This window comes from Ruegeria sp. AE4, assembly GCF_056542185.1.
Map to the genome: position 1 here is coordinate 439,635 of NZ_JBQFZK010000002.1, position 23,348 is coordinate 462,982.

Sequence of the window (23,348 nt, forward strand, 5' to 3'; positions counted from 1 at the left end):
GTTGCGATATCTTATGCAAAAGGAACAGGGGCCTGAAACGCGTGATGTATCACCATCCCGTCATAGGCGGGGGTGATATTGTCCGGAGTTTCTGCATCGAGGGTCATATAATCCAGATCGATATGCATGTTGGTTAGAATCGCCTGTTTTGGTTGCAGCTTCTCAATCCACTCAAGCGTTTTTTCCAGATGTGCATGTGTGGGATGAGGGCTTCGGCGCAGGGCGTCGATTATAAGATATTCCAACCCTTCCATTTCAGGCCATGCGTCGTCGTATATTTCGGCAACATCCGGCAAATAGGCGAGCCGTCCCATGCGAAAACCTAGAGAATCTATCGAGCCGTGATTGACCTTGAATGGACGAAACGGAATGGGCCCGCCGGGTCCATCAATTTCGAACGGTCCGTCGATGGACTTGAGGTCGAGGATCGGAGGATAAGGTGACCCTTCGGGTTGAATGAAGGCGTATCCAAACCGCCCCAGCAGGGCGTTCTGGGTATCACCATCAGCCCAGACCGGTACACGGGTTTTCATGTTGAACACGATCATGCGCAGGTCGTCGATTCCATGGACATGATCCGCGTGAGAGTGTGTATAGACTACACCATCAAGCCGCCCGGTGCCCGTGTCCAGCAACTGGCTGCGCATGTCCGGGGTCGTATCAATCAACACTGAGGTTGTGCCGCCGGGGCCGTTACGCTCGACAAGCAGGGAACAGCGCCGGCGAATGTTCTTGGGGTTAGCAGGATCGCAAGCACCCCAGTGGCCACCCAACCGGGGTACGCCGCCTGACGATCCGCAGCCCAGAATGGTAAATCGCAATTCGGTCATGCAGCGGCCCTGTTCGTTGCCGCCTTGCTGAACAGCCGGTCAAAGTTCGCCTGAGTTTGGGCGGCAAAAGCCGGATACTCCAGACCGAACACTTCAGCCCCTTTTCGGGCTGTATGTGCGGTATAGGCCGGTTCGTTTCGCTTGCCACGATAAGGGGGCGGCGCAAGATAGGGCGCATCGGTTTCCACCAGAATGCGATCCACCGGCGCGCTTGCGAAAATGTCGCGCAACTCCTGGCTTTTGGGAAAGGCCGCAATGCCGGACATGGACAGATAAAACCCAAGATTCAGCGCGGCTTTGGCCAACTCGGCCGAGGACGAGAAACAGTGCATCACGCAGGAATAGGGCGCATTGCGATACTCTTCGGCCAGAATTTGGGCCATATCGTCGTCTGCCGCGCGGGCATGAATGATCAAAGGCAACCCTGTGCGCTGGGCTGCTTCGATATGAATGCGCAGGGATTGCTTCTGAAGCTCAGCGCTGTCGGCGGTATAGTGGTAATCCAGACCTGATTCACCGATGCCCACAAATTTGGGATGTTGTGCCAGCGCAACCAATTCATCGACCGAGACCATAGGCTCGTCAGCGGCGCTCATCGGATGGGTGCCTGCGGCGTAGAATACCGGTGCATGGGCTTCGGCAATTGCACGGACTGCGGGTTCATTGCGCAGTTTGGTGCAAATCGTCACCATCCGGGTCACGCCAGCCTCGGCCGCGCGCGAGATGATGTCGTCCAACTGACCGTCAAAATCCGGGAAGTCCAGATGGCAGTGACTGTCGGTGATCTGGGGGGTGTCGCTCATCTGACCTGGCCGGCGGTTTCCTGTATCTTGAACACCGTATCTAGGACCAGAGCGGCAGGGTCAAGGTTCACCGCCTGACCATGTCGCGTGCGGGCTGTGATTGTCGCTGCGACTTCGGCCCAGCGACGGGCCTGATCCGAAGAATCTGACAGTCTGGCCAGCGTTTCAGCTTCGTTCGGGGCGGCCTCAGAGGTCGGCGGTGCTCCGGTTGCCCCAGTCAGGGCCAGCCGAGACAAGGCGATATCGATCAGTGTCAGCAGCAGATCAAAGCGCTCGGCCGCGCCACGTTGTGCCGCAGCCTCGGCCAGGGCCAGCGCGCGCTGCCGGTCCAGGCGGGGCAGGGTGCCCAGAATGGCAATCAGTTCGGCATAGATTTCAAGCCCGCCCAGATTGATCAGGCGAACGGCGTCCCCGACCGAGCCAGCGGCCAATGCGGCGAGATATTCGGGATGCGTCGGTAAGGACGTCCCGGTTTGCGACAGCGCGTCCTGCATATCCCCGGCACTCAGGGGCCCAAGACGCAAGGTCCGGCACCGAGAGCGGATGGTCGGCAACAAGCGCGAGGGTTGGTGCGATACCAGCAAAAGAGTTGTACGCGCCGGAGGCTCTTCCAGCATCTTCAGCAAAGCATTGGCGGCGCTGACATTCATCTCATCCGCCGAATCCACGATTACGACCCGGCGCCCACCATCGGCAGAGGACAGGCCAAAGAACTTTCCCAGCTTTCGGATGTCGTCCACAACGATTTCGTTGCGCAGCCGCCCCTGATCATTCAGCGACCGGGCTATCGCGGCCAATCCCGGCTCGGCCCCGGCCAGAATGCGACGTGACACCGGGTGGTCGCGATCAATGTCGAGCGTCTCTGGCGGTGGCGGCGCGCCAAACAGCCCACCGTCGTTTGCCAAAGGTGTAGCCAGCAAGAACCGCGCAATCCGCCAGGCCAACGTTGCCTTGCCGACGCCACGCGGCCCGGTCAGCAACCAGCCGTGGTGCAGCCGGTCCGAGTTGTAGGCGGTCAGAAACGCCTGTTCCGCCGCATCCTGACCAAAAAGCCGGACAGTCTCGCGGGGATGCGGCGCACCGGGCACCTGATCCGGAGAGGGGATTTCGTCATTCATCGTCTATCGCAAAGCAGCCTGGACGATTTCTGTCACATCCTGCGCAACGCTGTCCATGTCCCGGTTACCGTCCACCACGCGGAAACGGTCGGAAAACTCATGGGCCAGTGCCAGAAAGCCAGCCCGCATTTTCCTTTGTAGGTCCGGGCCGAAATCTTCGAACCGTTCTTCCGCGCCTTGCCGCCCTTTGGCGCGGGACAGGCCGGTATCGGGGTCCATGTCGATCAGCAGCGTCAAGTTCGGCTCGCGCTTGATCATCAGGCTGTGCAGCTGATCAACAAGGCCGCGCAGATCGCCCCGCGACAGGCCCTGATACATACGTGTGCTGTCGGCAAAGCGGTCGCAGATCACCACTTGCCCTGCGGCAAGTGCGGGTTCGATCGTACGTTCCAGATGGTCGCGGCGGGCGGCCGTGAAAAGCAGGATTTCCGTTTCGGCCGACCAGCGGTCGGGATCACCTTCCAATACCAGGCTGCGGATTTCCTCCGCGCCGGGTGAGCCGCCCGGTTCACGCGTCAAAACGACCTCATGACCCTGCGCCCGCAGTTGATCCGCCAGCATCCGCGCCTGAGTTGACTTGCCTGATCCGTCAATGCCTTCGAAAGTCAGAAATAACCCCGCCTTGGTCACATCGACTCCAGTGGGTTATTGATCACGTCTTTCAGAACTATGCCGCCAACGGTCAGCATACGGACGACAAATCCACCAATTGCAACGTCTTCCGCTGCCACCAGTGGACGTCGAATTTCCGGCAATCCTTCAGGCTTGATGACAAGTTCGGCCAGTTGCTGGCCTTTCTTGACCGGCGCATTGATAGGACCCTGATAGACAACTTCAGCCTTGACGTTTTGTGTGCCCAGAACCGGAAACAGAACCGTCAGATCGCCGTCAGGTACAAGACCAACAGTCTTTTTCTCGCCCATCCACAGCTTGGCTTCGGCTATCGGCGTTTCCGCGTTGGCAACTGTCCTCTCGACAAAATTTCGAAACGACCAGTTAACCACGGCCTCAGCCTCCTCTGCCCGTTGACCGGTGCTGTCCAGCCCGCTGAGGACAAAGATGACACGGCGATCGCCTTGTTTGGCAGACCCGACCAGGCCGTATCCGGCCTCCTGCGTATGGCCGGTTTTCAGGCCATCCGCGCCAATGCTCAGTTTCAGCAATGGATTGCGGTTACGGGCATTCGACGGCGCACGGCCATCGAATTCGAATACCTCTTCTGAAAACAGGGGGTAGTATTCGGGAAAGTCGGTAATCAGCCTGTCGGCCAGAACCGCAAGATCATGAACCGACATCATATGTCCGGCGGCAGGCCAACCGTTCGAGTTCGCGAAATTCGAGTTGTTCATACCGATCTGCTTTGCGCGCTGGGTCATATAGCGGGCAAACCCGGCCTCTGTCCCGTCAGGGCTTAGCGCCTCGGCCAGGACCACGCAGGCGTCGTTGCCTGACAGAACGATGATGCCGCGCAGCAGGTCCTCGACCCGAACCCGGTCCTGCGTGTTCAGAAACATGGTCGAGCCGCCATAGCTCATCGCGTGTTCGGACACGGGCAGGGTTTCGTCCAGCGTCAGTCTTCCGTCACGCAGCGCTTCGAAAGCAACATACAGCGTCATGAGCTTGGACATGGATGCAGGAGGCAAGGGCTGATCGGCGTCTTTCGCCAAAAGCACCGTACCGGTGGTCTGATCGATCACATAAGCCGCGCGGGCAGATGTATCAAAAGCCTGAGCCGGGATTGCCAGAACGGCAAGCCCAATGGCCAGAACAGAAGTTCGCAATGAGGATAGCATGTTATGCCTCCTTGTATCAGTCGGACACGGTGAACGCATCTTTGAAACCAAGGTCCTTTACATCTTTTTGAATGGCCTTGCGTTCGGCCCGGGTTGCGGCAGGGCCAACCAGGACCCGCCATACTGTTTTGTTTTCGGTTTTCAGTTCCCGCACAACAGTCGACATGCCATTCCGGCGCACTTTCTCGGCGGCGGCATTCGCATTTGCTTCGACGCTGAACGTGCCGATCTGCACAAATGGTTTGCTCAGCGGAGACGCAGCGCCTGTTGCCGCCGCTGCGGCCGGAACCGCTTCGGTCGCGTCAATCGCGGATGCAGCGCCTTCGATGGGATCCAGTGGCGTTTCGGTGATCTCAGTGGGGTCTTTCTTTTGCCACCACTTCCGTTTTGCAGGCTTTTCAGCGGGGGCTTCGACCGGCGCGTCCGACAACGCCGGTGCAGCTGCGGCTACCGCTACATCTGCGGCCACATCAACACTGTCTGTCGCGACGTCCGCCGCAGCCACGGTGGCTCCCGCAGCCGCTGCTGCTGCTGGCTCTTTTTTCTGCCACCACTTCCGCTTGGCGGGTTTTTCTTCAGCGGGCTCTGTTGGGTCCTCAGTGGCTGATGCCGCAGCTGTGGTCGTGTCCGTACCTTCGGTCGCTGCGTTGGCAGAACTTGCCGCATCCGCCGCAACCACTGCCGAACCGGCTGCTGCCGCTGGCGCCTTCTTTTGCCACCATTTCGGCTTGGCCGGTTTTTCGGTATCTGCCGCGGATGGATCGTCGGTGGCCGCGGTGTCCGATACCGCAGCCGTATCTGCCGCCTCGTCTTCCGGTTTGGGCGCGTCCTCGGGTGGTGATTCCTTTACAGCTTCACGGCGCAAAGCGACCACACTGACCTTTGTCGGCGCGCCCGCCAGCATTCCGAGCTGTTCCGCAGCCGCAGATGAGACCTGTAGCGCCGGGCCGGGCAGGTTGCGTTCACGTCGGAACAGGGCCCCTGTTACAGACTTGTTGTTTGCGGTGTTCGTAATTACGACACGCTCGGGCTGGGATACTTCCGGATAGGCAACCCAGATCCCGCCCAGCGAGGGCCTGCCATCCCAAAGCCCCGCTTCGGTGACCTGAAAAACCTCGGGGGCTTCGACGTCACGCTGCGAGCCCGAGGCTACCTCGGGAAGGAGTTCGGTTTTGTTTGAGTTTTCTTCAGGTTTTTCAGCCTCTTGAAGAATGTCTTCACACCCGCTCAAAACTGTCAAAGTCAACGCCAGATACGCCAACCGTTTCGGTCCCGGGCGTGTCATGATCGCTCGCTTCATCTGCTTATCCCTTGCCTGAAGGGGTCTCGTTCTCGGAACCCCGCTGCCGGTCTGCTGGTTCTGCTTGCCAGCCTGTTTCGGTCTATTTCGGGGATCATAACGCGGCTGAAGAGTCATGGAAAGACCGCTGCGCGGGCTTCGGCAAGAAATCCCGATTTCGACTTGCCTCTGACCGAACTTGCGCTTAGACCCTGCCTTCGACGGGGAGGTGGCAGAGTGGTCGAATGCGGCGGTCTTGAAAACCGTTGGGCGTGAGAGCGTCCCCAGGGTTCGAATCCCTGTCTCCCCGCCACTCATACCTGTCTCACTTCAGTTGTGTTTTCTGACCCGAAATTGTGTCGCAATTTCCGCGAGTTGGCGCGTGCGCTTTCAATCAGAGACGGAGCGGACTGTACATTCAGAGCGCAATTCCGGCCGCAGTCTCAGTGCCGCATTTTGGCGGGGTCGCTTTGGGCTGGATTTCCCTGATAACCTGCAATTTACAGGGAATTTTCGCGAAACAGGTCTGAGTTCCGTTATTTCACCTGTCGGAACTGTATGTTTTTCAGAGGTTTATGTTGCAAATTCCCTAAAAAGTGGAACAGGGAACTTCCTCGCGGGAACAGAGAATTGTTCCACCGGATCAGGTAGGGCAAACCCTATATCAGGGACGCAGGATTTGAAGCAATAAAAAGCCGAACTGGCGTTCCTGTTCGGTCCAGTCAACTGGGTGGGTCACGCTGACCAGACGCTTGAGTGTGAGTTCGGGCGGCTGAGTGCCGTCGAGAATCGCGGCTTGAATCTTCGGTGAGAGAAACGCGAGCTGGGAACGGGTACGGATGAAGGCGCAGGGAACGCTCTCGCGGCGTGCAATCTCCATCAGTTGAACTCCGGATTTCAGATCTCGGGCCCAGCCATGGGCGCGGATCAGCATGGACCGGAGGTGGGGATCAGGTTGGGGTGCCATATCTCCGGCGATGACCTTGGCCTCGACGCCGCGGCGGCGCAGATCGAAAGATGCGGTGACGTGGGTGAGATCCGGGTGCAGATGGTCCGCAGCAATACCAACTGCGCTTGCCAGAGTCTTGGGGTTTAACTCGAGTTCAAAGTGTCCTCGTGCAATTTCGCCGCTGGCCAGAAGAGCAGCGCCCACATAACCGCCTTGGCGTTGAAGCCGAGTCACCAAATCGGCAATTGACGTCTGGATCACCGCGGCTGACCCAGCCTCGGGCTGCGCCAGTACTTGGTGCGCGGCGGCGGCCTCTTGAAGATGTCTGGCGATGACATCAATGACTGCGTTTTCCAGCGCCGGGCCGGGCAGTCGCCAGCCGGAGGTATCCTTGCCGCCCGAGATCAGTCGATTGGAGACGTAATAGCGCAACCGTCGGCCTTTGCGCGTGGTGTGGGTTGGCGTCAACCGATCACCAGTTTCGTCCTGCAGCAGACCAGTGAGCCAGGCGCCGGGGTCATTGGTGCGTTGGCGCGCATCAGGTGAAGGGTCTGCACGGGATCGCTGCGACGCTTCGCGCATTTTCTCCTGCACCCGGTCCCAGATGTCCTGGTCGATGATCGCCGGATGTTGCCCGTCCCAGATCTTATCCTTGTGCCGGATTTTTCCGAGGTAAACCGGGTTGCGCAGCAGATAATAGATCTGGCCGCGTGACAGCGGGCAATTCCCCTTCACGCTTCCATCCGCCCGAACAGCCCGTTTTGATCGCAGGTCTTCTGCCGTTGCCCGCTCTTCTACTTTGCGCAGGCAACCCAGCTCATCATAGAGCCCAAAGAGATGCCGGACCGTTCTGGCCTCATCCTCATTCACGACCAGCGTTCTTGCTTTTGGGTCGGGGTGGCGGTCATAGCCGAGCGGCAGGTTGCCGCCCATCCAAAGCCCCTTTTTCTTAGACGCTGCAATCTTGTCGCGAATACGTTCCGCGGTGACTTCCCGTTCAAACTGAGCAAAGGACAAGAGTACATTCAGGGTCAACCGACCCATGGATGAGGAGGTGTTGAATGCTTGTGTGACGGACACAAAAGAACAGTTCGCTTGTTCCAGCCGTTCGACCAGCTTGGAGAAGTCGGCGAGCGATCGGGTCAGCCGGTCGATCTTGTAGACCACAACCATGTCGATGCGCCCGACATCTATCTCTTCAAGAAGGCGCTGAACGGCAGGGCGCTCTAGGGTGCCGCCCGACGGGCCACCGTCATCGTAGCGGTCTGGCAAAAGGGTCCAACCTTCGTGCCGCTGGCTGGCGACATAGGCCGCGCAGGCCTCATACTGAGCGTCCAGCGAATTAAAGTCCTGGTCCAGTCCACCTTCTGAGGACTTGCGCGTATAGATCGCGCATCGGATTTTACGGCGCGGGCTCATTTGGCGGTCTTTCGGGTGAGTCCGAAAAAACGCGGCCCTGACCAATGCGCGCCGGTAATCTCTCGGGCTATGGCTGAGAGCGAGCGATAGGACCGACCGTTCCAAGTGAAGCCGTCCCCTGTCACATCGACCATATGGGTCACGCCATTCCACTCGCGCAGCAGGCGCCCGCCGGGTTTAAGAGCAGGGCAGGCTGGCCGGGGTTTTTTCTCGGAACCCTTTTCCAGCGTGGCTTTGACCTGCCGGGGTAGCCCGCCATGACAGCGGGACTGCATCTCAAAGGCGATAAAACGGCGCAGGAAGGGTTGGCTGAGCATGGCGGGGGCTGGTTGATCAAACAGTTTCTGCCAGAGCGTGACCAGATCCGATCGACCCATGGCGGCGAGATCGGCGACATCGCTCGTCTTGGTCATGACGTTTCTCCAGTTCCCGCCGTCAGGTGATACGTGGATGATCCATTTTGTTTGTCGGATGTCCGCCGTTCAATCGTCGCGCCTTTCTTCCGTAACCCACTCAATGCCGCTCGGACCGAATGAGGCTGCCACCCCGTTGCTTTGCAGAGCGCCTCAAGGCTGGCACCGTTCGGGCGACGCAACAAAGCTTGCACCTTGTCAATTTTGTTGGTTTGGATTTGGACATGTATTGTCTCCTCTGATCTGGGGCTGGCGGAATGCCGAACCCCCGTACCGAGGAGCGCCCGAATGGCTCGGGCGTGGGTTCAGTGATGCGTGGTTCGCAGCAACAGTCCAGCTCTTTCTGGGGCAATCCGAAGAGGGCTGTGTTATGTCGGGTGTTGCTGCTGTACCCCCGATTATTCGTCAACAATCTTAATTGGTTACTTTTTGCTTGGGGGCTGCAATTGCAAAAGCCCGCGCATAGATTCTAGCCAGCCCTGCAAGGGACAAGGTCCCACGGGGAGGTGAATACATCTCCCAGGCAGCATTCGGCGCCGCATTTTTCGAAGCGGATAAGACCGAGAGCATTCGAAGGGGCAACGAACCGGATCGATTGGTCCGGAGAGTTGCTATTCGTGCTCTCTCCGAATTCCCAACACGATCCTTTCTTGTCGACGCTAACGAGCGTCAAACGAAAGGAGGCGGCAATGCCTACTAAGAAAACACAGAGCGACGCCAAGGCGTCCAAAACGCCGATCTGGATGGCGGACAAAGTCATTCAATCCCAGATCAGCCAGATCAAGCTCTACGACAATAACAACCGCGTGCATACGGCCAAGAACATCGACAAGCTGAAGGCGTCGGTGGCCAAGTTTGGCTTTGTCACCCCGATCCTGTTGGATGGTTCGGGCACAATCATAGCGGGTCACGGCCGCTATGAAGCCGCCAAGGCTCTGGGGTTGATGTCGGTGCCGACTGTTGTCGCGGATCACTTGTCAGACGCGGAAGTGCGCGCTCTGCGCATTGCGGATAACAAGCTGGCGGAGTTGTCCGACTGGAACGAAGCTGCTCTGCAGATTGAATTTGCCGAGCTGATGGATCTCAGCCTTGATGGCGAGCTGGACTTTGATCTGGACATCACCGGGTTCGAAACACCGGAGATCGACATTATCATCGACGGCACGGGCGAGGCCACGGAGACCGAAGCAGAATCTGTTGAGACGCCGAACCCTGCGGCACCCGTAGTCACGGAGCCGGGCGACCTTTGGGTTCTCGGAGATCATCGCATCTTCTGTGGGGATTCCTTGCAAGCCCAGAGCTACGACACTCTGCTAAAGAGCGAACGCCCGCAGATGGTGTTCACAGATCCTCCTTATAATGTAGCGGTCAATGGGCATGTTCGCTGTGGCACCGGTGGCGATCATCGCGAGTTTGCCATGGCGTCAGGAGAAATGTCGGCCAGCGAATTCCGTAGCTTTCTCTCGGACGTGAACAACCGGCTGATTGACTGCCTGCCGGACGGAGGCATCGCGATGATCTGCATGGACTGGCGTCACATTGAAGAACTGATTGCGGCCGGCAAGGCAGGCGGCTTTGATCTCATCAATCTTTGCGTCTGGAACAAGACGAACGGCGGGATGGGCAGCCTTTATCGTTCCAAGCACGAGCTGGTCGCGATCTTCAAGAAACCAGGTGCGGCGCATATCAACAATGTCGAACTGGGAAAACACGGGCGCAACCGGACCAATGTCTGGGACTATGCCGGTGTGAACAGCTTTGGGGCAGGGCGTGAAGCGGATCTCGCTGATCATCCCACGGTGAAGCCGACAGCCTTGGTTGCAGATGCCATCATGGATGTGAGCCACCGCGGTGATGTTGTGCTGGATACCTTTGGCGGATCCGGCGCGACGTTGTTGGCAGCTGAGAAAACTGGGCGCCGGGCGCGGCTGATTGAGCTCGATCCGGCTTATGTCGATGTCGCTATCCGCCGTTGGCAGGAGATGACCGGTGAGAGCGCCGTGCACGCGGTAACAGGCCAGACGTTCGATGCGCATTCTGCGGCAACTGATGCCACCTCAGAGCTGGAGGTGGGTCATGTATGACAATACGAAAGAGTATGAGGTCGGCTACGGCAAGCCGCCCAAAGCAACCCGGTTCCAAAAAGGGCGATCCGGAAATCCGAAAGGACGACCGAAAGCTGCCAAAGGCGTGAATGCCAGCCTGAAACGCGAACTGGAAACCAAGATCACAGTCCGCGAAGGCAACCACGAAACCCGAATTTCCAAGGCGGAGGCAATTGCAAAGCGGCTCATGGCAGGTGCTTTGAAGGGCGACACGAAATTGCTGATGGCGCTTCTTAAGGTCGACTCTGATCTGTTTGGCGGTTCAGATGATGGGAGCGGACAGGCCAGCGCTGCTTTGGAAGGGCCGGATAAGGTCGACTACGACATCCTCCGGGATTTCTTTTCCAGCCAATTGGACGGTGACGGCGGTGCGGAAGATGAGGAGGCGGAAGATGACGGCTCCTGATCCAAAAATGGTCCTGCAAGCCGCGCGCGAGGTTTGCCGGGACAATTTCTTTCCCTTTGTTTGGCGTGTGTTTGACACGCTGCACCAAGGAACTGACCACAGTTTTGATCCGGCTTGGCATGTGCGGGCCATGTGCCATGAGTTGGACAACGTTCGCGTCGGCGAGAACAAGCGGTTGATTATCAACATTCCGCCCCGGTGCCTGAAATCGGTCACCGTGGCCGTTGCCTATGTCGCTTATCTTCTCGGTCATAACCCCAGCGCCAAGATTATTGTTGCCAGCTACGGGCTGGATCTGGCACGCAAACATTCCGAGGATTGTCGTCGGATCATGTCTGCGCGCTGGTACCGGGGAATGTTCCCTGAAACGGTCTTGGCTAAAAAGGGCAACACCTCAGAAGAAATCCGCACCACAAAGGGAGGCAGCCGTAAGGCTGTCTCCATCGGAAGTTCTGTGACTGGACATGGCGCTGACTACATCATCATCGATGACCTGCTGAAAGCCGGCGATGCGGGCTCCGAAGCTGAACTGGTCAAGGCACAGGAGTTCATTGAGGGGACCTTGCTGTCGCGCTTTGACAACCCGTCCGAAGGGCGTGTGGTTATGGTTGCACAGCGGTTGCACGAGATGGATCCGCCGGGTTATCTGCTGGACCGCGGTACCTATCGGCACCTGAACCTGCCTGCCATCGCCGAAGACCATGAGACAGTGCCTCTTGGGCGTGGAAGGGTCATGTGCCGCAAACCGGGTGATCTCCTTTGCCCGTCCCGTTTGGATCAGGACACGCTGGATACCAAGCGTCGTGAAATGGGCGCAGCCGTGTTCAATTGCCAGTATCAGCAGAACCCCATTGCTCCCGACGGGTCACCCCTGCGCTGGGAGTGGTTTGGTACCTACAAGACTATCCAAGATCGCCGCTGGTATCAGCTTGTCGTTCAAAGCTGGGATACGGGGATGTCTGCGGATCCCCGGTCCGACTTCTCGGTCTGTACAACCTGGGGGTTCCGAGAAAATGCGTGGTACCTTCTCGACGTCTGGCGTGGGCAGGTGGACTACCCAGACCTGAAAGCCAAGGCACTGCAGCTTGTCAGTCGCTGGGATCCGGATCGAGTTCTGATCGAGGATGCCGCTTCTGGCAAACCGCTTTTGGACGAATTGTTTCGTGATGACCGTCGGCGCTATGAACGCATTAGACCTGACAAGGACAAGGAAACCCGGTTCCAGTCCGCGTGCGGTCCTATCGAAGAGGGCAAGGTGTATCTGCCTGCAGACGCGCCCTGGCTGGCGGCGTTCAAACGGGAACTGCAGTCCTTTCCACGCGGTCGCAATGACGATCAGGTCGACAGCTTTGCCCACTTTCTGAACTGGTCCAAGGGATTGGGATTCTACCGCGCGCTAGGCCATGATCATCAGATAAACATCGAACGTCGCGAGCGCCGTCGCGAGCGGATCAGACGGCGGTAGAACAGAAACCAAAGTTCGAGGCCGGTAGTCGGCCTAGAACCGCCCAGCGAAACCTTGGTCATTGGGTCCGAACGGCGTATTTTGTTGAAAAACTCTTCCTTGATCGAGGGCTGAACTGCTGATTCAATTCCTTTAGTGGGGGGGGGGAGGACCAGCCATGATGGGACCGAAGCAGGAAGCGCAGGCGGCGTTGTTCTACGAATTTTCTCTTGAGAATCATATTCCCCAAGACCACCTGCTGCGCTCGATTGATCGCTTTGTCGATCTGGGTGGCATCCGCGCCTATCTCGCAGATTTCTACAGCCACACCGGTCGGCCATCCGTCGATCCTGAGCTGCTGATCCGGATGCTGCTGGTGGGATATTGCTTCGGCATCCGATCTGAACGGCGGCTTTGTGAAGAGGTGCATTTGAACCTGGCCTATCGTTGGTTTTGTCGCCTCGATCTGACTGACTGCGTGTCTGATCATTCGACGTTTTCCAAGAACCGACATGGTCGGTTCCGTGAGAGTGAGCTGCTGCGTCATCTGTTCGAGACGACTGTTGCGCGTTGCATCGCGGAAGGTTTGGTCAGCGGCCAGCGCCTGGCAATTGATGCCAGCCTGATCGAGGCGGATGCCAACAAGCAGAATTCGACACCCAAAGAAGATTGGTGCGTCTCCGACATCGACCCGGCAGATGCGCCTCGCGCCGTTCGCGAGTATCTCGATACGTTAGATGAAGCTGCATTCGGTGCCGCCAGCGAAGTCCAGCCCAAGTTCACATCCCATTCCGATCCTGCCAGCCAGTGGACGGCAGCGCGTAAAGGGCCAGCATTCTTTAGCTATTCTGACAATTATCTGATCGACACCGACCATGGCGTCATCGTGGATGTCGAGGCGACCCGTTCGATCCGACAAGCCGAGGTCGGATCAACCAAAACCATGCTGGACCGGGTAGAGGATAAGTTCGATCTGCATCCCGAACGGCTGATCGCGGACACCGCCTATGGCACCGGGCCGCTCCTGGGTTGGCTTGTCGACCGCAAGATCGCACCACATATCCCGGTCTTCGATAAGTCCGGCCGCAACGATGGCACCTGGACCCGCGCCGACTTTGAGTGGGACGCAGAAAACGATCAATATGTCTGTCCAGAAGGTCACGCCCTGAAGCAGTTCCGCCGTAACTACTCAGACCCGAACAGGGGGCCGACTGGCAAGGGCACTGCACGTTATCGCGCCTTGAAAGAGGTCTGTCAGATCTGTCCATCCAAAGCCAAATGCTGTCCAAACACCGAAGCTCGCAAGATCACCCGTGAGGAGCACGAAGACGCCCGTCAGGTCGCACGCGACATCGCCAAGACCAAGCAATACGAGATCTCGATGAAACTCAGAAAGAAGGTCGAGATGCTTTTCGCCCACCTCAAACGCATCCTCGGGATGGGACGGCTCCGATTACGTGGCCCATGCGGTGCAAATGACGAATTTCTCCTCGCCGCCACAGCCCAAAACCTCCGCAAACTGGCCAAGATATTCCCTGCACCGCAGCAAATGCGCAAAGCCTGAATGGAAACGCACTCGCGCTCTGTTCAAAGCACCACTTTCTGCGTCAGCAACCGTTGTTTTTCAACAGAATGGGCGGGAAGCAGACATTCGCTGCAAACACGATATAAACATGGCGTACTTGAATAAGCTGACATCTGCTGTTCGCATTTCTTTGATGTTCTGGCTGCTAGCTTACCGTGAACCACGCTAACGAACTTCGAAAAAGGGCAGTTGGAGGGTTGGCACTCTACTATATGTTGTGCGAGAGTGAGGAAAATATTCGAGATAGATTTTCCAGTGCCAGAAGAAGTTTCGTTCAAGATAGTCTATAACCCGGAACAAGCACTGCTCGACGTGATATTCGTTCACGGGCTGACCGGAGACCCGGAAAAGACTTGGACTTCGAAGCAAGGCTACTGGCCAGACTGGATGGCAGAAGATCACCCTGACATCCGTGTGTGCACATTTGGTTACCCTGCCAGCAAGCTCAAGAAATGGATCAAAAAGGAACTCGATATCTTTGAGCTCGCCAAACTGGCAACAGAATTTTTGTGTGGGAACGGCGTTTGCAAAAGACCCGTCATCTTTGTCGCGCACAGTCTTGGCGGAATCATCACAAAACTGTTGCTGAACCATTGCCATGGCTCTAGCGATGAGCAAGCCGCCGCTCTTGCTGCTCGGACGTTGCGCGTAATGTTTTTGGCAACACCGCATTCAGCTCCCCCGTTACCGAGCGTTGTTAAGAAAGAACTCCCTGGCTGGTCTTCGTCTCACATAACTGCGTTGTCGGGCGAGACCACTGTCCTTGAGAACATCCGCGAGGCCTACGGTAAGTATGTGGCGAGCAACGAGCACTTAAAGAACGTTGCATATTATGAGTCGCAGAAGCTTTCTGGTGTCGTTCAGGTGGTTCCCATGAACTGCGCTAATCCAGGGATCAGCGGCACTGATCCAATTCCGATTGAGGCTGATCACATCAACATTTGTAAACCTCAATCCAAGGAAAGCGCCATTTACACCAGCGTGAATAGGCACATCGAACAGGCCAAGAAACTCGCATCGAACACACCGGAGCTCAGCGATCACGATACCCAGATCGCTGCGGAAGGTTATTCTGACAAAGCGGAGTATGACCGCCGAGACTTGTGGGAAAAAATGAACGCCGCGGACCGCGAAAATAGATACACTTATGCGAACAGCCGTCAGAATGGTTTTGCGCGCAAGTATATGAGTCTTGGTTTGCAGCCAGGCACGCGCGCCGACTACGATCTCCTCTTGAGTGAAGTTGAGCAACGCTTTCAGGCGCAGGTTTATTTCCCATTGGTATGCAAAGGGGCGACAGAAGAGGAAATCGATAATGCGGTTCAAGAGAAGGTTATCGAGCCCCTTGCCAACAAAAAGATAGGGGTTACGACTTTTGGTGCGACCAACATCCAAAGTGCTATCTATTTCCTCACAGAGCAGTGCCATATACGTTGGGATGCCGAACAATGAAGTCCCGACTTTGGTACCCTCAATTGGATGTTGCATCAGCGGCAAGAAGGTTCGTTAGAATTCTTGATCGCTGGCAAGGCGACGCGCTCTCCGTCGAACGGTTGTTTGTGTTTGACTATTTTGTTGCGACACCAGCTTTGATCGGTGACATCAAAATGACAAATACCTATCGCAAGAGATATGGTGAACTCGGCCTTCCGAAGAAGAAGGATGAATTTGTTGTTTTTCCCCCTGCAACTTTGCTTTTTCACTCGATGACTCCCATTCAAAAACGCGCGCTCCTTTCTCTCGTCGCAAAGAAAGTCTTGAGTAAGGAAAGCTATGATGCTGGCGTTGTTGCGTTGACAGAATTTGGCCAACAAACCGCGAGCGATTTGTCAAATGTATACGAAGGAGAGGCGGAAACCATCGCTCTGGATTTTATAGCCAGTCTAATGGTGACAGACGAATTTGCGTCAAAATCTGACCTTAGAAGTAGAACAGGGCTGCGTTACTATGACTGACTTCGATCATAGTTTTTTGAGGTTGGACAGGCTTCGCATAATGGCGCGCGGTAAGCCCGTTTACGACCAAAAGTTTCATGCCGGGGTCAATATTATTCGAGGAGATAATAGTGTTGGCAAATCTACCATTGCTGACTTCATTTTCTTTATCCTTGGTGGTGAGTTTAAGGAATGGAAGCCTGCGACAGCACGTGTAGAAGAAGTTCAAGCACAGATATCGACACCCCGTGGAAAGTTGTCATTAAGGCGAGAAAAGATCGAAGGACGCCCTCCGGTCTGGGTGTACTTTGGAGACATTGAAGCTGGCGGTGAGCACGGTATTGAAGGTTGGGAGAAGTACCCGATCTATCGCGGACAAAGCAATTTGAGTTTCACGGAAGTTCTTTTCCGCTCAATGCTTTTGCCCGAAGCTCAGAGCGATGGTGCTTCAAACATCACAAGCCACCAACTTCTGCGCTTGTTATATTCCGATCAACGCACTCCCGCGCCGCGATTGTTTCGCTTTGAAAGTTTTGACAAAGCTACGATCAGAACCGCAGTAGGAGACCTCGTCTGTGGCATTCGAAGCTTTGACCTGTTTGAAGTTGAGCTTCTAATTCGAGAACTTGAGACCGAGTTTGCTGCGGTTGATAGCAAATGGACTGCGTTGCTGAACTCCTTCCCCGATCAGATTGGAGTTACCGTAGCGGCGATCCAGAGCGAGATAGACGGGCTGGAGAAAAAGAAGCGCGAGCTTACTGCAGAAATCGAAAGTGTTGATGATGCGGTGAGCAGCGACCAGAATGCGAGCTTTCTCAAAGACAGAAAACAGGCCGTAGCAAGACTACAAAAACTCCGCCAGAACTTGACGACCACTTCGCGCAAAGTGGAGAGCAGCAAGCTTGAACAGATGGAGTTGAATAGGTTCATCGATCACCTCAACCAATCACTCTCGATACTTGAAAGTGCGGAGCGCACCGCACAGGTGCTTGGCAGTATAGAATTTTCTCATTGTCCATCATGCCTACAAACCCTTCCGAGCGAAGTGGATGACGACACCTGCCATTTGTGCGGACAAGAGATTGATCAGGAGGAATCGGCTAGCCGCTACAACTACATCCGAGTCGATATTGAGCTTCAGATCAAAGAATCGCGCCAACTTTTGGCGCAGGAGCTTCAAGGCTTTAGCGACGCGAAGCGGCACTACAGTAGACTGCAACGAGATTATGAGCAGCTTACCGCGGAATTCGCGTTGAAGTTCGAAATGAGTAATTCTCCCCGCGAAGCGTTCTTGGCAGAACGGTACAGTGCGATTGGCCGGATCGATAAAGAGCTCGAACAGCTACGGCGCAGCATTCAGCGAGCGACGGAGCTAGACGAACTTTCAGCAGAAAAAGAACGCTTGAATGCAGATATTACTCGCGCGAAAGATCAAAGAACGGCGTTGCAGAAAGCAGCGGCAAGGCGTCGAGGCAGTGCTTTGCGCCTCGTATCTTCTAAATCTGCAGCCATTCTTAGAATGGATGACAGTGGTGCACAGGAAGAGTTTAAAGTCGCAGATCATGTCGATCTAAGTTTTGAAGATGATGCGATCTTGCTGGACGGTTTGGCAAATTTCTCTGAGAGCAGCAACGTCTTCCTTAAGAACTCAGCCATACTTGGTCTTCACCTTGCGGCATGTACAGACAAAGACTTCTTCCACCCTAGGTTCGCACTTTTTGACAACATTGAAGACAAGGGTATGACGCCATCACGGAGCCACCGATTTCAGGAGCTCATTGTAAAGCTCACAACGGAAACCCCAGTGCCCAACCAGGTCATATTCACGACTTCAATGATGAACCCGGAACTTGAGTTAGAAGACTATGTAATTGGCCCCCACTATACTGAGGACAAAAAGACGCTTAATTTCGATTGAGCGGCGTTGAAGTTGTCTTTGGCAAGGCCACTTCAAGGATCAGGGTCTTAGACGACTTTCCAGAACTATTGCCGCAAGTTAACTCGATTAGCAATTGACGGCTTCCCCACGACGCCGGCGCGGCGCTTGAACGCCTTTGACCTGCTCCCCGATGCTCCCTCATTCATCACGAGAGTCTGCGGGTCTGGATTTCATAGTCTTCGGCTTCGGGCTGGGCAAGCGCGTCGGGCGCGGAGCCCTCATTTTGCTCAAGCGTCCGGCGCGCTTCTGCGGGCGTCATGTTCGCAAGCGATGAGTGCGGCCTGACGTTGTTGTAGTCGTATCGCCATAGCGCCAGCTTTCGCCTTGCGTCCTCGAGGCTGTCGAACAACTCCTCGTTCAAAAGCTCGTCACGCAGGCTGCCGTTGAACGACTCAATGAAGGCATTTTGCTGCGGCTTGCCCGGATCGATGTAGTGCCAGTCCACGCCGTTGTCGTTTGCCCATTTCAGGATCGCCCGGCTGGTGAACTCGGTGCCGTTATCGCTGACGATGCTGGACGGCTTGCCATAGAGCCGGACCAGGGCATCGAGTTCCCGCGCAGCCCGAGCCCCTGAGATGCTGGTGTCGGCCATCAGGCAGAGGTTCTCGCGGCAGCAATCATCGTTCACGGCCAGGATGCGGAACCGGCGCGACACCCCGAACGTGTCGGACAGGAAGTCCAGCGACCAGCGCTCACCTGGCCGCAGAGCCTCTGGCATAGGCGTCCGCGATCCCCGCGCCCGTTTCCGGCCCCGTCGTCGCCTGACGCCCAGCTTCTCCTCAGTGTACAGCCGATAGAGCTTCTTGTGGTTCATGATCATCCCCTTGCGCTCCAGCATCACGCCGATCCGCCGATAGCCGAACCTGCGCCGCTTGGCCGCGACGGCCTTCATCGCCTTGCGTATCTCAGGATTGTCGGGCGGGCGTTCACGCCTAACGGTTTTGGGATCGACACCAACGAGCCTGCACGCTCGGCGTTGCGAGATGTCGTGATCCCGCATCGCCCTCAGCGCTGCATCCCGCCGTTCGGTTGGCGTCGTCAGCTCTTTCCCAGCAAGTCCTTCAAAACAGCATTGTCCAGCATCGTGTCCGCCAGAAGGCGCTTGAGCCTCGTGTTCTCGTCTTCCATCGCCCTCAGCTTGGCGACATCCGACACCTCCATGCCGCCGTATTTCGATTTGCACTTGTAGAACGTGCCCTGGCTGAGGCCGTGCTTGCGGCACACCTCCGCAGTCGGCATCCCGGCTTCCTGTTCCTTGATCATCCCGATGATTTGGGCCTCGGTGAAACGGCTCTTTCGCATTCGTCTGCTCCTTCAAAGGTTGGGCAGACTCTACATCACGGTGAGGGAGATTTCGGGGGGCAGGTCAACCAGATCAGTTGGGGAGGCTCAGACACCACCCATAAAGCCCTGTGCGGACGAGCTGGGCGTGTCGAACATCTGGGTTGCAACCTGAATCACTTCTTCCCATCGCCGATCCAGATTGTCTGCGCGAGCTGCGCGCCTCAGCGGGTTATAGCTGTGGCTTTTTTCCGGGTTCTCAGGGTCGAACACAAAGACCTCATCACCCATGGCCGCCCGCCGTGCGCCGGTTGTCTGGAAGATCTCGCCCTTGATGTCCAGAACAACACAGGAGCCGTTGAACCGCAGAATATTGGGGATCACAAAGCCGCTGGTTTTACCCGAACCTGACGGGGCAATGAACATCGCGTGTGGCTTTTGGACACCGGGGCCGGGCTTATAGTAGATCGCGCTTTTCTCTTTAGGCTGACCAAATTTGGCAAACACGATTTCACTATCCAGTTGGTCTTTGAGCTTCAGCATCGAAGCATAGCCCTCCTGGACGAGTTGAGGGGCCTTTGCAAAGGTTGCATCACCGTATTTCGTTGAGGGGCCTCGCAGTGCAGCCGCCACGAATGCAAAGGTCAAAAGTCCCACCGCGACCACCGCCACCAGACCCATGATCTGCTGCGTCTCTGCAGGCTGTGCCATGAACTTCTCTGGGATCGCCCAGATGTCCAGCCCGCGAAAGCCCCTGGTGTTGATGTATTCGAGAGCCAGACCGACCACCAATACCGCGCAAGTCGAGGTAGCGATAAAGCCCATAGTACCGGCTATCGCTACCTTCTTGCCTTTTGGTAGATCTTGAAACTCAGCCATCCGTCAGCTCACGCTTGAAAAAGCACACGATGCCAAATTCAGCGCGGGCGACACCGACCAATTCCCAACCTTCTCTGCCCAGCTTTGCGAATTTCTCGCCGGCGTCGTCGCGTTCCGAAAAGGCACGTCTCGATACTCGAATTTCTTCATCTTTGTACTCCTTCAGATAAGTTGATCAGCGGCCAACAGGGGTGGGAAGATCACTCCGTTGACCTTCCGTTCGTCCCCGATTTTCTTCATGTGAAGGATCATGTGAATGGTCGCTCGGATGTCATCGACCACCTCTGACTTTTGGACGGTTGGAGATCCGCGCCGCACCATTTTGCTCATCCGTCCAATGGCATCAACGGGTGAGTTGGCGTGCATGGTGCACACAGATCCATCGTGGCCGGTGTTCACCAGTTCCAGGAACATATTTGCGTCATCGCCCCGGATTTCACCGCAGATGAGCCTGTCGGGCCGCAAACGCAGCGCCGATTCAAGCAGCTTTGTTGGTGATCGAGGGCCATCTTCTTCTGAACGGTCGGCAAGCAGATCAACAGAATTGGGTTGCTCGATGTCCAGCTCGGCCACTTCTTCAATCGTCACGATCCGTTCGCCTGGATCGACGCGCTTCAACATTGCATTGAGAACAGTGGTTTTGCCGGACGACGTGCCCCCGGCAATGATCACGTTCCATTTGCTAAGCATCGCAAGGTTGGCCAGCTCGTCAAAGCTCATTGTGCCTGCTGCGAGAGCCTGCCGTGCATTCTCAAGCGCGCTGTGATCGTTGCTTTCTGCCAACGCCGCCTCTCTGCTGGCGAAGCTGAACGCGCCCAGATCGACGGTTTTCACGCGGAGCAGGCGGATCGCCACGGACCCCACGCCGGTTGTTGCAGGCGGAATCACGACCTGCACCCGCGCTTTACCCTGCTGTGTCGGCACGTTGGCCGTCGCAATGGGTTTCTTTTCTCCGAATGTCACGTCGCTGAAACCGGCCACGCAGCGCCCGATGCTCGGTTTCAAGAGCTTTGCCTCAGCTGCAGCAACACTTGCTGGCATCGAGATGTCGCACATGATCCGAAAGGGCCAATTCGCGCCCGGACTCTGTCCGTTTAAACAATTCGCTGAACTGGCAGCCTAACTTCGTTCTGATCGCCAAGACAATTCGGTAAGCTCAAAACTTTGCAACAAAGCCCCATATCCTTCTTGATCTTTGAGAATTGCCGCCCGAAAAATTTGGATCGTTGGCGGCGTGCTGAGCGCCATAGAAAATACCAGAATTGGCAGATCCTTATTTGTAAGCTACGATTCTGACGTAAGTGGTGGGAGAAGCCATGCAGTTTCGCAATTTTTTTTCGATACTTATTCTGACCGTCACCTTTAGCACGGCAAATGCACTCGAACTCAATGCTGAGGAACGTTCCGATACGCTGGTGATCGAGGCGCCGGCGGCAACACATAGCCATTTCAATTGGTTCCGTACGGGGGCCGACTTCAATCGTGGCGCATACCAGGCAATGTTGGAGCCGCTATTCATGTGGCAGGCCGAGAGTCGTACTGTCGCCCCTTGGTTGGCCGATAGTTATGAGTATTCCCCTGCAGGGGATGCCATAACGATTAAGTTGAAACGCGGGGTACGTTGGTCTGACAATCGACGGTTTGATGCTTACGACGTGGTGTTTAGCATCCAAACGGCGATTTCAAACACTGATCTTGACGGGAAGTATGCAAAACGGCTGCGCCATTCTATTAAGGAGGTTGAGTGGGTAAATCTGTATTCCGTCAAATTGATACTGAACAAGCCCGACCCCAACCTGATCCTCGAGGCTTTCGCAGCGTCGGACGGAGGTTCCTTTTCGATTGTGCCTGAACATGTCTGGAGCGCTGTGGACCCTGTTGATTTCGACAACCCGTCTCCAATCGGTACTGGACCATATAAGCTCGCACCCGGGGAAAAGACGGTCTGGATGCGAAACCTGCGTTGGCATCGTGTCAACCTCAGCCGCCCTAAACGTCTGAGTTGGGTTCCGGTGGGCACGGAAGAAGAGCGCCTGACGCACCTTGCCAGCGGAGCGTTGGATGCGTCCGCGCCGATCAGTCGCGCGGCATTTCACGGTGTCGTTGCTGCCCGCCCAGATCTCTTTTTGTGGTCGATGGCCGAGCCGGTAGAAAGTGCGACAGGAGCATGTCCTCTTACCCTTGAATTCGATCTCGGAGAAGCCTCACCGGTACCGCTTGCAGTGCGTCTTGCCGTGCATCAGGCGACCCACCGGCAGGCAGTGGCACATTCCCTTTTTACAGATCCTAACCTGGCCTCTGGTCACCTGTTTCGGACGCATCCAAAAAACCTGAGCCTTGCGGCGGCCTTGCGCGGACTGACTGCACCTGTGGCGGGTGACATTGCTGCGGCCCAAGCGATACTTGAGGATGCCGGGTGTGTCGAAATCCCTGTGGGTGGGAACCAGTCTTGTGTCAGTGCGTTGCAGTGCGCAGCCGGGGATCAGTCATGTGAGGACGTGCCGCTTGCCACCTGTCGTGATGCCGAAATGCCGGTGTGTGGCGGGTTTTACGGGATGGAGCAAATTCCGCTCTACCAATGCAGTTTCGGCGGTACACCGGAAATTCTGGAGTTTCCCATTTTGGTGAACGAGAGGGGACCACGCACGATTCTGGCCGCACGCACGATCAGTCGGCAGCTTTGCCGGGCTGGTATCTTTTCAAAGGTTGATAGCGAAGCACCGGAACACATTTCTAATCGAATGAAGCGGGGCGAGTTTTCCGCTTATCTGGCGGCACCATCTTGCGATGATGTCGTTTCTGTTGTTCCACATCTTGCGTATTTGCAAAACGGCGACGTTCAATGGTCGGGAGCAGCGGCCGAAGCTTTTTCCGACGCGCTAGAAGCAGCCGCGAGCAAATCTACGCTTAGCTCCGAGCATGAAGGATTTGTCGTCGAGGCTTATGGTCACGCTATGTCGGACATTCCTATGACGCCCGTTGTGCAAGAGCAGTGGATCGTGCCGATGGGGGCTTTGACATGGGCCGGTCTTGCCGATGGATATGCGCCTGAATTGCAGTCGCAGAACATGCAGCGGGTTTGGCCTACGGTGCGATCGGCGCGTCAGTAATTTCTTGACAGAACGCATTTCGATACATCAACTTGGTGATTATGTTGTATGAATTTTTCGC

The 23,348-nt window shown here is 56.2% G+C and carries 20 protein-coding genes, 1 tRNA gene and 1 pseudogene; 10 read left to right on the forward strand and 12 right to left on the reverse strand.

Annotated elements, in window-relative coordinates:
• Window positions 1-11 precede the first annotated feature (11 nt).
• The 6 genes from ACR0EK_RS06415 to ACR0EK_RS06440 are packed head-to-tail and all read right to left on the reverse strand — an operon-like array spanning window position 12 to window position 5,844.
• Window positions 12-830 (reverse strand): MBL fold metallo-hydrolase, encoded by an 819-nt coding sequence (locus tag ACR0EK_RS06415; RefSeq protein ID WP_480773252.1) that lies wholly within the window; start codon window positions 828-830, stop codon window positions 12-14.
• A complete protein-coding gene (locus tag ACR0EK_RS06420) occupies window positions 827-1,633 on the reverse strand; it encodes a TatD family hydrolase (RefSeq protein ID WP_480537461.1) in 807 nt (268 codons plus the stop codon). Before ACR0EK_RS06420 ends, ACR0EK_RS06415 begins: the two co-directional genes overlap by 4 nt.
• Entirely contained in the window at window positions 1,630-2,751 is a 1,122-nt protein-coding gene (locus ACR0EK_RS06425) for a DNA polymerase III subunit delta' (RefSeq protein WP_480869859.1), read from the reverse strand. Before ACR0EK_RS06425 ends, ACR0EK_RS06420 begins: the two co-directional genes overlap by 4 nt.
• Window positions 2,752-2,754: 3 nt before the next feature.
• Window positions 2,755-3,381, reverse strand: coding sequence for a dTMP kinase (tmk, locus tag ACR0EK_RS06430; RefSeq protein WP_480486178.1), 627 nt, complete (start codon window positions 3,379-3,381; stop codon window positions 2,755-2,757).
• Window positions 3,378-4,544 (reverse strand): D-alanyl-D-alanine carboxypeptidase family protein, encoded by a 1,167-nt coding sequence (locus ACR0EK_RS06435; protein ID WP_480486176.1) that lies wholly within the window; start codon window positions 4,542-4,544, stop codon window positions 3,378-3,380. The genes tmk and ACR0EK_RS06435 overlap by 4 nt, the downstream gene beginning before the upstream one ends.
• 16 nt (window positions 4,545-4,560) lie before the next feature.
• The gene (locus tag ACR0EK_RS06440; RefSeq protein ID WP_480481761.1) at window positions 4,561-5,844 is read right to left on the reverse strand and encodes an SPOR domain-containing protein; all 1,284 of its coding nucleotides are present in this window, start codon (window positions 5,842-5,844) and stop codon (window positions 4,561-4,563) included.
• A gap of 202 nt (window positions 5,845-6,046) precedes the next feature.
• Here ACR0EK_RS06440 and ACR0EK_RS06445 point away from each other — a divergent pair.
• Window positions 6,047-6,136 (forward strand) — tRNA-Ser (locus tag ACR0EK_RS06445).
• Between the two features lie 351 nt (window positions 6,137-6,487).
• Here ACR0EK_RS06445 and ACR0EK_RS06450 read toward each other — a convergent pair.
• From ACR0EK_RS06450 to ACR0EK_RS06460, 3 genes are read right to left on the reverse strand one after another with little or no spacing between them, the layout of a single operon-like run.
• A complete protein-coding gene (locus ACR0EK_RS06450) occupies window positions 6,488-8,191 on the reverse strand; it encodes a recombinase family protein (RefSeq protein ID WP_480898959.1) in 1,704 nt (567 codons plus the stop codon).
• Entirely contained in the window at window positions 8,188-8,604 is a 417-nt protein-coding gene (locus tag ACR0EK_RS06455; RefSeq protein ID WP_480898946.1) for a DUF2924 domain-containing protein, read from the reverse strand. Before ACR0EK_RS06455 ends, ACR0EK_RS06450 begins: the two co-directional genes overlap by 4 nt.
• Window positions 8,601-8,894, reverse strand: coding sequence for a DUF3489 domain-containing protein (locus ACR0EK_RS06460; RefSeq protein WP_480967681.1), 294 nt, complete (start codon window positions 8,892-8,894; stop codon window positions 8,601-8,603). The genes ACR0EK_RS06455 and ACR0EK_RS06460 overlap by 4 nt, the downstream gene beginning before the upstream one ends.
• A gap of 399 nt (window positions 8,895-9,293) precedes the next feature.
• On the opposite strand from ACR0EK_RS06460, the gene ACR0EK_RS06465 reads away from it, so the two are divergent.
• The 7 genes from ACR0EK_RS06465 (at window position 9,294) to ACR0EK_RS06495 (ending at window position 17,996) form a co-directional block, all read left to right on the forward strand.
• Complete coding sequence (locus tag ACR0EK_RS06465) at window positions 9,294-10,688, forward strand: site-specific DNA-methyltransferase (RefSeq protein WP_480604333.1); 1,395 nt, start codon at window positions 9,294-9,296, stop codon at window positions 10,686-10,688.
• Window positions 10,681-11,115 (forward strand): DUF5681 domain-containing protein, encoded by a 435-nt coding sequence (locus tag ACR0EK_RS06470; RefSeq protein ID WP_480898944.1) that lies wholly within the window; start codon window positions 10,681-10,683, stop codon window positions 11,113-11,115. The genes ACR0EK_RS06465 and ACR0EK_RS06470 overlap by 8 nt, the downstream gene beginning before the upstream one ends.
• Window positions 11,102-12,580: a phage terminase large subunit gene (terL, locus tag ACR0EK_RS06475; RefSeq protein WP_480898941.1), complete on the forward strand. Its 1,479-nt coding sequence runs from the start codon at window positions 11,102-11,104 to the stop codon at window positions 12,578-12,580. Before ACR0EK_RS06470 ends, terL begins: the two co-directional genes overlap by 14 nt.
• 157 nt (window positions 12,581-12,737) lie before the next feature.
• The gene (locus ACR0EK_RS06480) at window positions 12,738-14,123 is read left to right on the forward strand and encodes an IS1182 family transposase (protein WP_480898938.1); all 1,386 of its coding nucleotides are present in this window, start codon (window positions 12,738-12,740) and stop codon (window positions 14,121-14,123) included.
• A gap of 276 nt (window positions 14,124-14,399) precedes the next feature.
• Complete coding sequence (locus ACR0EK_RS06485; protein ID WP_480967667.1) at window positions 14,400-15,596, forward strand: ABC-three component system protein; 1,197 nt, start codon at window positions 14,400-14,402, stop codon at window positions 15,594-15,596.
• Complete coding sequence (locus ACR0EK_RS06490; RefSeq protein ID WP_480967668.1) at window positions 15,593-16,099, forward strand: ABC-three component system middle component 5; 507 nt, start codon at window positions 15,593-15,595, stop codon at window positions 16,097-16,099. The genes ACR0EK_RS06485 and ACR0EK_RS06490 overlap by 4 nt, the downstream gene beginning before the upstream one ends.
• Window positions 16,092-17,996 carry an ATP-binding protein gene (locus ACR0EK_RS06495; RefSeq protein WP_480967669.1) on the forward strand — a complete coding sequence of 635 codons (1,905 nt, stop codon included), beginning with the start codon at window positions 16,092-16,094 and terminating at the stop codon, window positions 17,994-17,996. The genes ACR0EK_RS06490 and ACR0EK_RS06495 overlap by 8 nt, the downstream gene beginning before the upstream one ends.
• Before the next feature lie 166 nt (window positions 17,997-18,162).
• Here ACR0EK_RS06495 and ACR0EK_RS06500 read toward each other — a convergent pair.
• The 3 genes from ACR0EK_RS06500 to ACR0EK_RS06510 form a co-directional block, all read right to left on the reverse strand.
• A protein-coding gene (locus ACR0EK_RS06500) for an IS3 family transposase (RefSeq protein ID WP_480967670.1) occupies window positions 18,163-19,319 on the reverse strand; the annotation gives its coding sequence in 2 pieces (ribosomal slippage) (window positions 18,163-19,070 and window positions 19,070-19,319; 1,158 coding nt in all).
• An 87-nt stretch (window positions 19,320-19,406) separates the two neighbouring features.
• Window positions 19,407-20,177 carry a type IV secretory system conjugative DNA transfer family protein gene (locus ACR0EK_RS06505; protein WP_480967671.1) on the reverse strand — a complete coding sequence of 257 codons (771 nt, stop codon included), beginning with the start codon at window positions 20,175-20,177 and terminating at the stop codon, window positions 19,407-19,409.
• A gap of 162 nt (window positions 20,178-20,339) precedes the next feature.
• Window positions 20,340-21,218: an ATPase, T2SS/T4P/T4SS family gene (locus tag ACR0EK_RS06510; RefSeq protein WP_480967672.1), complete on the reverse strand. Its 879-nt coding sequence runs from the start codon at window positions 21,216-21,218 to the stop codon at window positions 20,340-20,342.
• On the opposite strand from ACR0EK_RS06510, the pseudogene ACR0EK_RS06515 reads away from it, so the two are divergent.
• Both ACR0EK_RS06515 and ACR0EK_RS06520 read left to right on the forward strand, forming a co-directional pair.
• Window positions 21,163-21,300 (forward strand): annotated as a pseudogene (locus tag ACR0EK_RS06515) (IS6 family transposase); the annotation flags it as partial. The gene ACR0EK_RS06510 and the pseudogene ACR0EK_RS06515 sit on opposite strands and share 56 nt — an antisense overlap.
• A gap of 193 nt (window positions 21,301-21,493) precedes the next feature.
• Window positions 21,494-23,287, forward strand: a complete 1,794-nt coding sequence (locus ACR0EK_RS06520) for an ABC transporter substrate-binding protein (RefSeq protein ID WP_480967673.1) — start codon at window positions 21,494-21,496, stop codon at window positions 23,285-23,287.
• The last annotated feature ends 61 nt before the right edge of the window (window positions 23,288-23,348 follow it).